Source organism: Streptomyces sp. NPDC005963 (assembly GCF_040638655.1).
Lineage (GTDB): Bacteria > Actinomycetota > Actinomycetes > Streptomycetales > Streptomycetaceae > Streptomyces.
In genome coordinates this window covers 20,044-33,985 of the sequence record NZ_JBEXVD010000012.1, presented here as the reverse complement: position 1 = coordinate 33,985, position 13,942 = coordinate 20,044, and the positions used below count along the sequence as shown (strand labels likewise).

The following is a 13,942-nucleotide window of genomic DNA, read 5'->3' as shown; positions in this document are numbered from 1 at the left end:
CATTCCGGATGGGGCCACGGGCGGGAAGGACGCGGGCGCTCACCCACCCCTCATGGTCTTCAGTCGTCCCCCGAACGGCTCAGCGCCGATGACCTGGAGGGGGATGTTCCCCTTGGTTTCGAGGGTGATCGTGAGGTCCTGAAGCCCGCCGAGCGGGGTGAGGTCGATCGTGTACTCCCGTACGTCGCGGACCGTGATCCACAGTCGGCGCAGTGCCGGGAAGACGCGGGCGAGCGCGGCCGTGTTCAGATGGCGGTCCAGCGAACCGATGGAGAGCGACGTGATGCGCTCCGCGCTGTCGGTCGCCTCCAGGTCGAGGAGGTCGAACCGTTGGATCGTCAGTCTCCGGAGCGCGGTCATCCGGGCGGTGGCACGGATCAAGCAGGACATGCGCTGCGGGGGGAAGAGGTCGATCGCCGCCACGGTGTCCCAAGGGGCCAGGGACGCGTAGTCCATGGGATCGACGCCGACCACCTGGCAGTTCGCGATCCGCGGATGGGGCCCGGCCAGGGCCAACTCGGCCTGACCGATCTCCAGATAGCTCAGTGACAGGCCCGCAAGGTTCCGCAGGCTGGTGAGACGGGGGCAGCCGAGGAGCATGAGGCCGATGAGTGAGTGACGCTTCGTGAGGAAGCCCAGATCGGTGATCTCCCGGTTTCCGGTGAGGCGCAGTGATCGCAACCCGGTGTGGGGCAGCCAGGCGTCCAGGCTCTCGCTGGAATGATCGCCGAACAGGGAGACGGAGAACACCGGACCGCAGTGTTGCAGCGCCTGCACCTGTTCGTCGCTGGAGGCTGCGAGCCTGACGTGGTCCAGAGGGATCCGGGCGAGCACCCTACGGGCGTAGGCGGTGGCGGGAAAGCTGCTCCAGGCATCCGCCAACGCCTGGTAGACCCCGAGTTCCGGGCGCGTGGTGAACTCCACCAGGCGTTCCAGACCGGCCACCTCGCCGACCGCCGCGATCGTCCCGATCACCATCCGGTTGATCTGCACGTCCTGGGAGGGCCTCGGGAGCAGGGGGAGCACATAGGCGCCGAGGCCGGACAACTCATGCACTTGGCGGGAGTCGGTGGGCGGCATCAGCGCACGGATGCGGTCCTCCGACGCGGTGAGGACCGTTTCTTCGATGAAGACGGCGGAGCCGGCGCAGTGGGCGGCCAGGACGTGCAGCGCCCGGCGCCCGCTGCTGCTCATCGCCCGATCGCCCATGGTGATCAGCCCCTTGACCAGGACGTTGACCCGTCCGCGATCGAGGTGTCCGACGGCCAGACGGATCACATCGCCCCACTGCTCGTCCGGTGCGTGCCGCAGGAGTTCGCCCAGGCTGTCGGTGTCGGAGAACTCCTTGGCCGCCAGGTAGTCCTGGAAGGTGCGGTGGATGAACTGGATGACGTCGCCGGTGCGTTGTTGGAGCAGCCCGCTGCGATTGATCAGATGGGTGAGGATCTGTTCCGGCGTTCCCTGTTCCCGTACCTGGCGCATGCTCCGGGTCGCCAACCCGATCTGGGTGACGGCCTCGTCGAAGGTCAATTGGGTCTGGCCGTTGCGCACCAGCCAGACGGCGATGTGCTGGAGGAGCAGCTTGTTCTCCTCCACGCCGAGGACCAGCCCTTCGGGGGCTTGGATGCCGCGCCCGCTGTCCCGTTTGCCGAGCAGCATGTCGAGCGTGGCCTTGTAGAGCTCCCAGCGCGTGTGCGGGAGCGCCCCCTTGCGCTTGCGGTGGAGCGCGCAGATCACCGCGCACAGCAGTGGGGTACGGGCCAGGTCCCGCAGCACCTGATTGGTGCCGAACTCGCGGGTCAGCCGCTGTTCCAGGTCATTTAGCGCGCGGGCTTCGGCGCTGGCGCGCTGGCGGTCGAGTGCCGTGTACTCCAAGGCTGCGGCTCTGTGCCAGGCCCGTACGAACGCCTCGATGTCCTGGTTGCTCATCGGCAGCAGCAGGAGGTCGGCGAAGCCTTCGGAGGTCAACCAGCGCGCTTCCACCGCACCGGGGCGTACGGTCGCCAGGGCGCGGCTGTTGTGGTGCCGGCCCAGGAGGAGGGTGAGCCAGGTGCGGGCCTTGTGCCGATGGGCCTGGGGGAGCTCGTCGAGGCCGTCGACGAGGATCAGCGCCCGGCCCGACTCCAGTACGCGGGTGGCCCAGCCCTCGGGTGCCCGTCCCACGGGCAGCCCGGCGACCTCGGCGAGCTCGTCCGGTCCGGGGAACGGGCCGCCATGCGCGTGGAGGCTGCGCATGGGGATGACGAAGGGGACCAGGCCGTTGAGCTCGTCCAGTGCGGCGGGGAGCGTTCCGCAGGAGGCGTGGGCGGCGAGCCACCACACGAGGGTGGTCTTGCCCGCCCCCGCTTCGCCCCGCAACAAGGTGTGCTGGCTGAGGCTGAGTAGGTCTTCCACCCGGAGCGGGCGGGGGCCGGCGGGGCCGATCGGGTTCGGCGGCACCCCCGCGTTCGGGCCGTCGTGCGGCTCCAGCTCGGTGGCTTCCAGGCTCACATAGGCGGTGTCGAGGTCCCAGCTCGCCTCGCTGATGCCCAGCTCGTCGATGCCGAAGATCTCCGTCTTGCGGTACTGGGCCTTCAGGGCGCTCGCGTACCCCTCCTCGAAGGCGGAGTCCTGCGGGTGGAAGCTGGAGAGCCGTTCCAGCGGAGGCAGGTCCAGCAGGCCGAGCCACTGCGCGGTGACCCTCTGTGTGGAGGAGGCCGGGGTGGCCGTGGGGCGGAGCGCGGAGAACCGGCCCAGGAGGGAGCTGCGGCGCAGGATCTGGTGGATCGCCTCCATCGGAATGGCCTCCAGGTGCTGGTGCCCGTCCGTGCCTCGCACCTGGGTCACCATCCCCAGCAGGACGGAGCCGGCGAAGACGGGCGCGCCGGAGAGCCCGGCGAGTGGGGAGGCCCGGTGCGGTGTGCCGGGGGAGTGGTCGAGCCAGAAGGTGAGGACGCCGTGCATCCGTCCTGCGACGGGCAGGACGCTGCCCGTGTACTGGCCGTAGTCCAGCCGGTTGCCCTGGTAGCGCTGATGGCAGGGGAAGCCGATCGTCTGACAGCCGGGGAGTGCGTCGTCCCTGGTCAGGCGGGCCCATCGGAGCCGGCCAAGCCGATCGGGCGGCACGATGTTGCGATCGGCGATCAGCAGGGCGGCATCTACGACCTTGGGATCCCCCAAGAAGAGCGTCGTACAGCCCACGCGCTGGCCGAGCGTGGGGTGGGAGACTTCCACTCGGCCGGATCTGGCGACGTGTGCGCAGGTCAGGACGGTTCTAGGGGTGAGGATCACCCCGGTGCCCTGCTGTTTTCCATGGACGGCGACCACGCGTGCCGTCACGGCGCTGTGCATAGATTCCACCCCCACACTCGGCCCGCGAGTGGCACTGAGACTAGTGGCGCAGGCCACTTTCCGGGCGGGGAAAGGGGGTTGGGCCGGTGACAAGGCACACAGGCCCTTTCGGGCTTACTACCCGGAATAGGAGGGCTGTTCTCGGCACCCCGCGACGGCGGCTCCGGGCCCTCTTCGGGACTTAGGTCCCTGGCCTCCGGTGCGCCCTGCCGGGCTGGTCCGCGGCGGTTTTCGTGGGGCGTCCCAGGAGGCGCACATGCGGTTAAACCCGATCCCACTCAGATGTTCGCATCGATTTCCGGAGCATCTCGTGAGCATGATCAAAAAGTGTCAAGGGTGGTGATGGAGGACCGTTCAACTACGACTTTATGTCGTAGATGGGGGGGTTGAGGCGATATGGGCGATTCGGTTACCAAGGGATAGCCAAACGCCCGGTGCGAATCCCCGTGCCGGGTCCCCTTGTGCCTGGAGGCTTCTCCCGTATGTCGCGCTTCATTTCCCGTCGCCCCCGCCCGTCCGCTCTCCGTACCCGTACCGCCGTTGTCGCTGCCGGTCTCGGAGCTGTGACGGTCCTCGGCACAGGAGCTGCGATCGCCGCCGAGACCGGTACGGCGGTCAGCAAGCCCGCCGTCGTGACCAGCACCGCGAACGCGGTCGCCGCCCAGGCCCAGGCCCAGTCCCAGGCCGCCGCGAAGACCGTCGCCGTACAGAAGGCCGCCGCTGCCAAGAAGGCGGCTGCCAAGAAGGCCGCCGTCAAGCCCGTCGCCGTCAAGAAGGCCGCGTCCGCGTGGACCAAGCCGGTCTCCCAGTACGTGGTGAGCGCCACCTACGGCAACGCCGGCAACATGTGGGCGAGCAAGCACTCCGGCCAGGACTTCGCCGTGCCGACCGGCACCGTCGTCAAGTCCGTGGGCCCCGGCACCGTCGTCAAGGCCGGCCCGAACGGCGCCGGTGACGGCCCCGCGTACGGCAACGCCGTGGTGGTCAAGCACGACGGCAACACCTACTCGCAGTACGCCCACCTCTCCCGCGTCGACGTGAAGATCGGCCAGAAGGTCCAGGGCGGCCAGCAGATCGCGCTGTCCGGCAACACCGGAAACTCCAGCGGCCCGCACCTGCACTTCGAGATCCGCACCACCCCGAACTACGGCAGCGCCATCAACCCGGTGAGCTACCTGCGTTCGCAGGGCGTGACGCTCTGACCCGATGAGCTGCGAGCCCGCACCTCCTCATCCACGCGCACCCGCCCCCGCGCAGGCGCGAGAACGGCCCCCGGTCTTCACCGGGGGCCGTCGTGGTGCGTCACCGCTTCCCGCGGGCCTATCCCTGCCGCGGCAGCATCGGAAAGCTTCCGCTGTCCGTCGGCGCGTGCTCCGGCAGCCAGAGGACCGCGATCGCACCCCCGGCCGCCGGGGCATCGCCCACCAGGGGCACCGCAGGCGCCGCATTGCGGAACGTGAGCCGCGCCCCCAGCACCCGCGCCTGGCCCGATGCGATCGTCAGCCCCAGCCCGTGCCCGGTTCCGGCCCGATCGCTCGCCCCCGTACGGAACCGGCTCGGCCCTTCGCGCAGGAGCGCCGCGGGGAACCCGGGCCCGTGGTCCCGCACCCGGACCACCCGGCCCTCCACGGTGACCTCGACCGGTGACCCTCCGTACTTGACCGCGTTCGTCAGCAGATTCAGCAGGATCCGCTCCAGCCGGCGGGGGTCGGTGTTGACCCGGGACTCGTGCACCACCTGGATCACCACGTCCGGGTTGAGCGCCGACACCCGGCGCGTCACGAACTCACCGAGCGCTATCTCCTGCAATTCGGCCCGCTCCGACGCACTGTCCAGCCTGGCGACCTCCAGCACGTCCTCCACCAGGGTCCTCATCGCCTGGGCCCGGTCCCGTACGAGTTCGGATGGGCGGCCCGCGGGCAGCAGCTCGGCGGCCGTCAGCAGGCCGGTGACCGGGGTACGCAGCTCATGGGCGATGTCCGCGGTGACTCGCCGCTCCGCCTCGATGCGCGCGTGCAGCGCATCGGTGAGGGCGTCGATCGCCCGGGCGAGATCGTCCGTCTCGTCTCGTACGACACCACCGATCGCGTCCCGGACCCGGACGCCCGTATTGCCCTCCGCCACGTTCGATGCGGCTGCCGCCGCCTTGCGCAGCCGGCGCGACAGCTGGCCGCCGATGAGCACACCGAGGGCGCTGCCCGCCAGTACCACCGAAACGGAACCGATGATCAGCGCCTGGTCGAGGTCCCTGAGCAGCGTGGAGCTGCGTCCCGCGAAGCGGCTGTGCAGGGAGAGCACATCGCCGTTGGCCAGCGGGACGGCGGCCCAGATGACCGGCGGACCGTCGTGATCGTCCTGCACGAAGGTGCCGCGGCGCTTCTCCTTCATCAGCCGCTGGAGTTCCTTGGGCAGCAACGGGTCATTGATCTTGCTGTTGAACCGAGGGTCGGTCTTCTTGGACGTCTCGTGCCAGCGCTGGGCCATCGACAGCCGGTCCATCTGCACATCGCGGGCGTTGTCCAGCATCGAGACCCGGGCGGCGTTGTGCACGACCAGGCTCAGCGCCATCGCGATCAGGGCACCCACGGCCGCGATGGCGACACTGATCTTCCAGCGGACCCCGGTGCGCAGCGCGAGCCGCCTCATGCTTTGAGCTTGTATCCGAAGCCGCGAACCGTCTCGATCCGGTCTTGCCCGATCTTGGTGCGCAACCGCTGCACATGGACGTCCACGACACGGGTGTCACCGCCCCAGCCGTAGTCCCAGACCCGCTCCAGGAGCCGATCGCGGGACAGCACCGTCCCGGGGGCGGCGGAGAACTCCAGCAGGAGCCGCATCTCCGTCGGGGTCAGGGCCACCGGCTCGCCCCCCTTGTGCACCTCCATGCCCTCCGTGTCGACCTCCAGGTCCCCGAAGGTCAGCAGGGCCCCCGGAGGCTGGTCCCTGACCGTCACCCCGTCGCCGCCCGCATGGCCGAAGCGGCGCAACACCGCACGGATGCGGGCGACCAGGACCGCCCCGTCGAAGGGCTTGGTGACGTAGTCGTCGGCTCCCGCCTCCAGCCCGAGCACCACGTCGATGGAGTCGGCGCGTGCCGACAGCATGATCACGGGCACGGTCGACTCGTCGCGGATGCGACGGCACAGGCTCACCCCGTCGAGCCCCGGCACCATCACGTCGAGCAGGGCGATGTCAGGGCGCTGCGCGCGGAACGCCTCCAGGCCCAACAGCCCGTCGGGCATCGCGGTGACGAGGAAACCCTGGCGTTCGAGCGCCAGCTGGGTCGCCTCCCGGATGACGTCGTCGTCCTCGACGAACAACACATGTGTCTCGGCCATCCGGCGCTCTCAGTTCTCTCTTGCGGGGTCCGGCGGCTCGGGGGCGAGCAAACCGTCTCCCTCGACGGGGCCGCTGTACTCATTGCGGACCCAATGCAGTTGGGCGAACCTTCCGCCCGTCCAGTGGTACGTGGTGACCTCCTCGGCGGAGGGTTCCTCCACCGGATCGTCCCCCACCCAGACCTGTTTGGTGACCACGAGATCACCCCGGTCGATGGCGGACACCACCGCGGGCTCCTCGGAAGCGAAGACGTTCTCGTACTGCGTACCGTTCATCCGGTACACATAGGTGCCGACCCCCACCGAATCGACGCAGCTCAGCACGTTGACGACCACATCGGGTGAGGTGCCGCCCGTCATGTTGCCGTACGTGGTGTCCACCGGGTAGTCACGGCCGCACGGTCTGAGGTCTGACTTGATCCGCTTGCTGACCTTGGGGTCGGCCTTGACCAGCAGTACCGGATTGACCCGGGAGACCTGCTGGGAGCCGCCCGCGGAGACGCTCGTCGAAGGGGTGCTCTTGGCCGTCTCGGCGTGGGCCGAGCCCTCGTCCTGGACACCCGTTCCGCCCGCGGAGCAAGCGGCGGCGAACATGCCGAAGGCGGCGAGGACGACGACGGCCGCACTGCCCGCCGCTCGACGTCCTCCACCGCGTCCGTTCTCCGAGTGTCCCCCGGTCATCAGGCCATTCAGGCCGCGCACCGCTCCTGCCCCCGTTCGTCCTGCCTGTCCTGTCCCTCACCGCACCGCAGGCGCTGAAGACCGCCCCGCTCCTGAGCGGGGACCCGCACCTCGCCGGCCTCGGGCCTGCGGACCGCCGGACGGCCCGCCGCCCGCTGCGCCATCTCGTGCTCGATCCGCTCCTGGCGCTCCAACTCGCGACGTTCCGCCTCCTGGCGCTCCAACTCCTGCCGGAGCCGGGCCAGTGCCCGGTGCAGTGTGCTCTTCACCGTACCCGCCGACATGCCCAGTGCGGCAGCCGTCTCCTCGGTGCTCATCTGCTCCCAGTGCCGCAACACCACGACACTGCGCTGCTTGGGGGCGAGCACCTTCAGCGCGTCCATCAGCAGGGCGCGGTCGGCGCGCTGGTCGCTGCCGTCGTCGATCCGGGCGTCGGGCAACTGGTCGGTGGGCACTTCCTCCAGCTTGCGGGCGCGCCACCACTCCGTCCGGGTGTTGATCATCACCCGGCGCAGATAGGCATCGGCGAGCGACTTGTCGGCGATACCGTCCCAACGGCCGTAGGTGCGGGCCAGCGCCGTCTGGAGGAGGTCCTGGGCGTCGACGGGGTCGGGCACCAACCGCCGGGCGCTGCGCAGCAGCGCCTCCTGCCGGCTGCGTACGTACTCTTCAAAACCGAGCACCTCGCCGTGCGCCATTCCAACCGCCTCCGTCCCCGTCACCAGCAGTGCGTTCCGTATGCATCAGAAGCTACGGAGTGCTTGTCACGGGCCTGTGCGGACCAGCCGTCGAAGGGCGCACGGCCATCCATCGGTTGTGTAACAGCAGACGTTTCGATGTCGGTCGCACGGGGAAGCGGGCCGGGCCGCGCTCAGCCGGGGAGCTGGTACATCCCGCCTTCCAGCGGTTCGACCAGCCCGTCGGCGACCAGTCCGTCCAGGGCTCGGGCCCGCTGTACGGGCTCGTGCCACACCGTGTCCAGGGCCGCCTGCGGTACGGGGCCCGTGGACTCGCGCAGGACCGCGAGGAGCTTACCGCGCACCTGCCGATCGGTACCGGCGTACGCCTGGCCCCGTCGGGGCGCTCCCTCGTGGGCCGGCTTCCCCGCCAGCCGCCAGGCGCACTGCGCGGCGATCGGGCAGCGGGCGCAGTCCTCGCCGCGGGCGGTGCAGACCAGCGCCCCCAACTCCATCGACGCCGCAGCCCACCGGGCCGCGGTCGCCTCGTCGTCGGGGAGCAGCGCACGGGCGAGCTTGCGCTCCGCGGCGGTCGTGGCCGTCGGCGGGTACTGGATGCCGGACGCGGCCCGGGCGAAGACCCGGCGCACATTGGTGTCGAGGACGGCGTGCCGCTGGCCGTACGCGAAGGAGGCGACGGCCGCCGCCGTGTACTCGCCGATCCCGGGCAGGGCGAGCAGTTGGGCGTGTTCGCGGGGTACGTCGCCGCCGTGTCGTTCTGCTATCGCCTGCGCGGCGCCGTGCAGACGCAGCGCACGGCGGGGGTAGCCGAGCCGTCCCCAGGCACGGACGGCCTCCCCGGGCGCATCGGCGGCCAGATCGGCCGGTCGGGGCCAGCGAACCAGCCACTGCTCGTACACGGGCAGGACCCGGTTGACCGGGGTCTGCTGCAGCATGAACTCGCTGACCATCACGCCCCACGCGCCCGCTTCGGGGCGACGCCACGGCAGATCGCGGGCGTGCTCGTCGAACCAGGAGATGACGGGGGCGTGAAGGGCAGCGGCATCGGTGGGGGCGAGGTCTGTGGTGGTGTCAGTCATGGCACCACCGATCCTGGCACGTCCCGGCGGGCGGATGGTGCATACGCTCCGGGCTCTGGGCCGAGCGGCCCAGAGGGTGTACCGGGGTGGCCGGGGTCCGGTGCGATCCCCGGGTGAGCCGGTCGAGCGGACTCAGGGCCGCCGTGCGGACGCGAGCCCGGCACCATCCGCAGGACTTACGGGCACTCCCTAGCGCCGGTGCCGATTCCGTACGGGGGCTGCCGTGCCCCCGGGGCCGGCGAACCAGACGACCACGCCTGTACGGCTGGTGCGCATCGTGGCGAGCAGCGCTCCGGCCGGGCGGCGCAGCGCCAGGACAAAGACGACCGCCACCAGGGCGCCGAGGACCAGACCCACCATCACGTCATGGGGGTAGTGCACTCCGACGAAGACCCGGGAGAACGCCATCAGCACCGCCATCGGCACGGTCAGCAGGGCGATCCGGGGCCAGGCGATCGCCAGGGCGATGGCGGCGGCACCCGCGATCGAGGAGTGGTTGCTGGGGAAGGACCAGTCGCCCACGGGCGGGCAGGGGACGAGCGAGGCCGCGGCGTCCGCCACCGTGCGACAGGGACGGTCCTCGTCGACCACTGACTTGAACGACTCGCTGACCACATAGCCGGTCGCGGTTGCGAGGGGGGCCAGGACGGCCACGGCTATCGCCGCCGGAGGTCCGACGCGCGATCGCCACCAGGCCACGATGAAGAGCGCTCCGAACAGGAGCAGGCCCAGTTCGGTCCAGATCTCTGCGAGCTTCTGGAACCAGGTGGGGGTGGTGTGGGCGAAGTCGACGATGTCGCGGTAGAGGTCGCGGGTGATGCTGCTGTCCATGATGCAGTGACGCTACCTGGTGGGTGGTCATGCTCTCCGTCCCGGGCGCCGGTTGGGAGGGAGGCACAGGAACCCCACAAAGGGAAGGTTCGCTTCCGTGATGATGATCCGGAGAACTTGGGGTGTAGGCGGCGGGTAGGGCCGGAGTTGGGCGTGATCTCTCGTACAGTTTGGTGCGTGGGATCTCTGCGCAATCCGATCGGGCCGCTCCCCTCCTCCATCTACTGGCGACGGAGGGCCATCGCGCTGTCCTTGGCCGCGGTGCTCCTGGTGCTGGTGGCCTGGGCCGTTACCTCGGACCGGGGGGACGGAGGCAAGGAGGACAGCGCCAACGGCTCTGCCACACCGGCACCTTCGATCACTCCCGGCCCTGCTCAGTCGGGGCCGGCGATCAGTGGGCAGCCCGGGGGGCGCGAGAAGCCGAGCGGTTCCCCATCCGATTCCGGATCGAGTTCGGGCTCGGGTTCAGATCCGGGCCCCGGCTCCAGTTCCGGTTCGGTAAGCGGCGACGGTTCCACGAACGGCGCCACAGAGGGCGGCGGTGCGGACGGCGGCCAGGGTTCCACCGGTGCGGCAGCCTCGGGCGGTACGGCCGGCCAGCCGGTGCCCGCCGGCTCCGACCTGCCCAACTGCCCCTCCTCGGCGCTGAAGTTGACGCTTCGCAGCATCAAGGTCTCCTATGAACCGGGGGAGAAGCCCTCGTTCCAGCTGAGCGCTTCCAACACCTCGGCGACCACCTGCAAGGCGGACTTCGGGCCGAAGGCCGCCGTGCTGACGGTCAAGGACACCGGCGACGAAGAGGTGTGGTCGTCCAAGGACTGCCCGCGGACGCGGGGGAGCGTGCTGCTCCGGGTGCCCGCCGGTCAGACGGTCACCCACACCGTGCAGTGGGACCGCAGGCAGAGCGAGCCGAGGTGCGCGACCCCGAACGCGGGCGCGGTGTCGGCGGGTACCTATCTGGTGGAGGCGAGCTTCCCCGGGACCGCCGTACTGCCGGCGTCCTTCCGGCTGGAGAAGGACTGACGGACCCGGCGCCACGGCGCTGGGTGCTGCGCTCGCCTGCCCTTCCTCATGGCATCAGATGATCTGCCCGGCCGTTCCCTCGTACAGCCGTCCGGTCATCGTGAAGAACCCAGAAGAACCCTCAAGAAACTTCAAGAACCCTCAAGAAAGCGGACGCGGCGGGTGGCGCTGGCCGCGACACCCCACCTCCGTGCGGGTCCGTGTGCGGGTCCGTGTGTGGGACCGGAAGGGGCGCCTCAGACGTACCGCTCAAGGTCAGACGTACCGCTCAAGGATCGAGGACTCCGCCAGTCGGGACAGCCCCTCCCGGACGCTCCGGGCCCGGGCCTCTCCGACGCCGTCCACCGCCTGGAGGTCGTCCACGCTCGCCGCGAGCAGCTTCTGGAGCCCGCCGAAGTGCTCGACGAGCCGCTCGATGATCGCTCCCGGCAGCCGGGGGACCTTCGCCAGGAGGCGGTAGCCGCGCGGGGAGACCGCGGAGTCCAGCGTCTCGGGCGAACCGCTGTACCCCAGCGCCCTCGCCACTATGGGCAGTTCCAGCAGCTCGGTATGGGTGAGCGCGTCCAACTCGGCGAGCGCCTCGTCGACCGTCCGCGACCGCTTGGCCGTCGGCTCCGGCACGTAGTCGCGCACGACCAGTTCGCGCTCCGGCTCCACGCCGGCGATCAACTCGTCCAGCTGGAGCGAGAGCAGTCGGCCGTCGGTGCCCAACTCCACCACGTACTCGGCGATCTCGGTCGCGATCCTGCGGACCATCTCCAGTCGTTGCGCCACGGCCGTGACGTCCCGAACGGTGACGAGGTCCTCGATCTCCAGCGCGGAGAGCGTTCCCGCGACCTCGTCGAGCCGGAGCTTGTAGCGCTCCAAGGTGGCGAGGGCCTGATTGGCGCGGGACAAGATCGCCGCGGACTCCTCCAGCACCCGGCGTTCGCCGTCCACGTACAAGGCGATCAGGCGCATCGACTGCGAGACGGAGACCACGGGGAACCCGCACTGCTTGGAGACGCGGTCCGCCGTGCGGTGGCGGGTGCCGGTCTCCTCGGTGTGGATCGATGCGTCGGGGACCAGTTGCACCCCCGCCCGGAGGATCTTGGAGATGTCCTTGTCCAGGATGAGTGCACCGTCCAACTTGCACAGCTCGCGCAGACGGGTGGCGGTGAACTCGACGTCGAGCACGAATCCGCCCGTGCACATCGACTCGACCGTCTTGTCCATGCCGAGGACGATCAGTCCGCCGGTGTTGCCGCGGAGGATGCGCTCCAGGCCATCGCGCAGCGCGGTGCCCGGTGCGACCGCGCTCAGGGCGGCGCGGATCAGTGCTTCGTTGCCGGAGCTCGCGCCGGACTTTCCGGATGCTGATGCCCGGTCGTTGGCTGCCACTGCACTCCTCCGGCTCGTACGGATGGGCGAGACCAGGGCAAAGTCTACCGGCGTAGGTCGCCATCCCGTGGGGCGTCCGCGCTCTCTTTGCTCGGAGCCCTCCTGGGCGAGCCCACGGGACCACCTGCCGGGCCTTCCCCGGAGGGTGCGCCACCGCTTTTCTGACGACCCCGGGGGAGGACTCTGAGGGCATCCCCGACGGTCGCCACTTCCGTCACTTTCATCCCCGCGGGGATCTTTCCCGGATCGGTCGGGACCAGGGCCTGGGTGAAGCCAAGCCGATGTGCTTCGGCCAGCCGCCGCTGCACTCCGGTGACTCGTCGGACCTCGCCCGCGAGCCCCACTTCGCCGATGGCGACGAGGTTCTTGGGCAACGGGGTGTCGCTCGCCGCCGACGCCAGGGCGAGGGCGATCGCCAGATCCGCCGCGGGCTCCGAGAGCTTCACACCACCGACCGTGGCGCTGTAGATGTCCCGCTTGCCCAGGGCGGTGATCCGGCCCCGCTGCTCCAGCACCGCCAGCATCATCGAGACCCGGGAGGTCTCCAACCCCGACGTGGTGCGCCGCGGGGACGGGATCTGCGAGTCGACCGTCAGCGCCTGGACCTCGGCGACCAGTGGGCGGCGCCCCTCCAGGGTCACCGTCAGACAAGTCCCGGGAACCGGTGCGTCCCGGCGCGTGAGGAAGAGCCCGGACGGGTCGGTGAGGCCGGTGATGCCCTCGTCGTGCAGTTCGAAGCAGCCGACCTCGTCCGTCGCTCCGTAGCGGTTCTTCACCCCGCGGACCAGCCGCAGACGGGCATGGCGGTCGCCCTCGAAGGACAGCACCACGTCGACCAGGTGCTCCAGCAGTCGCGGCCCCGCGATCGCCCCGTCCTTGGTGACGTGACCGACGAGCAGGGTGGACATCCCGCGCTCCTTGGACGCCCGGATCAGGGCCCCCGCCACTTCACGGACCTGAGCCATGCCGCCCGGGGCGCCGTCGATCTCCGGGGAGGCGACGGTCTGTACGGAGTCGAGGATCAGCAGGGCCGGCTTGACCGCGTCCAGATGACCGAGCACGGCCGAGAGGTCGGTCTCGGCCGCCAGATAGAGATGGTCATGGAGGGCGTTGATCCGGTCGGCGCGCAGCCTGACCTGGCTGGCGGACTCCTCGCCCGTCACATAGAGCGTGGGGTGGGCCTCGCCGGCCGCCTTGGCGGCGACGTCCAACAGCAGGGTGGACTTGCCGACGCCCGGTTCGCCCGCGAGCAGCACCACGGCCCCGGGCACCAGCCCGCCGCCGAGGACCCGGTCCAACTCGGGCACCCCGGTGGAGCGCGCGGTGGCCTGTCTGCCGTCCACTTGCCCGATGGGGAGGGCGGCCGTGGAGACGCGCCCGGCGGCGGTGGTGCGCACCGCGGGGGCGCCGTACTCCTCGACCGTCCCCCACGCCTGGCACTCGGGGCAGCGCCCGAGCCACTTGGCGGTGGTCCAGCCGCACTCGGTACAGCGGTAGGACGGCCGGTCCTTGGTGGATTTCGTACGGGCAGCCATGTTCAGACCGTAGCGTCCCCCACTGACACCGGTGCCCACGACCGGGG

The 13,942-nt window shown here is 70.1% G+C and carries 11 protein-coding genes; 2 read left to right on the top strand and 9 right to left on the bottom strand.

Annotation, left to right across the window (positions count from 1 at the left end; translation table 11 throughout):
• Positions 1–39: 39 nt before the first annotated feature.
• Positions 40–3,318 carry an NACHT domain-containing protein gene (locus ABZ348_RS18080; protein WP_358934102.1) on the bottom strand — a complete coding sequence of 1,093 codons (3,279 nt, stop codon included), beginning with the start codon at positions 3,316–3,318 and terminating at the stop codon, positions 40–42.
• Positions 3,319–3,812: 494 nt separating this feature from the next.
• Between ABZ348_RS18080 and ABZ348_RS18075 the strand changes: the two genes are divergently transcribed.
• Positions 3,813–4,532, top strand: coding sequence for a M23 family metallopeptidase (locus tag ABZ348_RS18075; protein ID WP_358934100.1), 720 nt, complete (start codon positions 3,813–3,815; stop codon positions 4,530–4,532).
• Positions 4,533–4,650: 118 nt separating this feature from the next.
• Here the strand turns inward: ABZ348_RS18075 and cseC are convergent, their stop codons facing one another.
• The 6 genes from cseC to ABZ348_RS18045 all read right to left on the bottom strand — a co-directional run bounded on the left by cseC (position 4,651) and on the right by ABZ348_RS18045 (position 9,957).
• Positions 4,651–5,976, bottom strand: a complete 1,326-nt coding sequence (gene cseC, locus ABZ348_RS18070; protein ID WP_358934098.1) for a two-component system sensor histidine kinase CseC — start codon at positions 5,974–5,976, stop codon at positions 4,651–4,653.
• Positions 5,973–6,668, bottom strand: coding sequence for a two-component system response regulator CseB (gene cseB / locus ABZ348_RS18065; RefSeq protein WP_358934096.1), 696 nt, complete (start codon positions 6,666–6,668; stop codon positions 5,973–5,975). The genes cseC and cseB overlap by 4 nt, the downstream gene beginning before the upstream one ends.
• Before the next feature lie 9 nt (positions 6,669–6,677).
• Positions 6,678–7,349, bottom strand: a complete 672-nt coding sequence (locus ABZ348_RS18060; protein ID WP_358934095.1) for a hypothetical protein — start codon at positions 7,347–7,349, stop codon at positions 6,678–6,680.
• Positions 7,350–7,357: 8 nt separating this feature from the next.
• Entirely contained in the window at positions 7,358–8,047 is a 690-nt protein-coding gene (locus ABZ348_RS18055) for a SigE family RNA polymerase sigma factor (RefSeq protein ID WP_358934093.1), read from the bottom strand.
• Positions 8,048–8,220: 173 nt separating this feature from the next.
• On the bottom strand, positions 8,221–9,126 hold the full coding sequence (locus ABZ348_RS18050; RefSeq protein WP_358934091.1) for an A/G-specific adenine glycosylase: 906 nt from the start codon (positions 9,124–9,126) through the stop codon (positions 8,221–8,223).
• Between the two features lie 189 nt (positions 9,127–9,315).
• Positions 9,316–9,957: a phosphatase PAP2 family protein gene (locus ABZ348_RS18045; protein WP_358934090.1), complete on the bottom strand. Its 642-nt coding sequence runs from the start codon at positions 9,955–9,957 to the stop codon at positions 9,316–9,318.
• A gap of 177 nt (positions 9,958–10,134) precedes the next feature.
• Here ABZ348_RS18045 and ABZ348_RS18040 point away from each other — a divergent pair, with 177 nt between their 5' ends.
• Positions 10,135–10,980 (top strand): hypothetical protein, encoded by an 846-nt coding sequence (locus ABZ348_RS18040; protein ID WP_358934088.1) that lies wholly within the window; start codon positions 10,135–10,137, stop codon positions 10,978–10,980.
• Positions 10,981–11,235: 255 nt separating this feature from the next.
• On the opposite strand, the gene disA is transcribed toward ABZ348_RS18040, so the two are convergent.
• Entirely contained in the window at positions 11,236–12,360 is a 1,125-nt protein-coding gene (gene disA / locus ABZ348_RS18035; protein WP_358934086.1) for a DNA integrity scanning diadenylate cyclase DisA, read from the bottom strand.
• A 44-nt stretch (positions 12,361–12,404) separates the two neighbouring features.
• Positions 12,405–13,895, bottom strand: coding sequence for a DNA repair protein RadA (radA, locus tag ABZ348_RS18030; protein WP_358934084.1), 1,491 nt, complete (start codon positions 13,893–13,895; stop codon positions 12,405–12,407).
• Positions 13,896–13,942 lie beyond the last annotated feature (47 nt).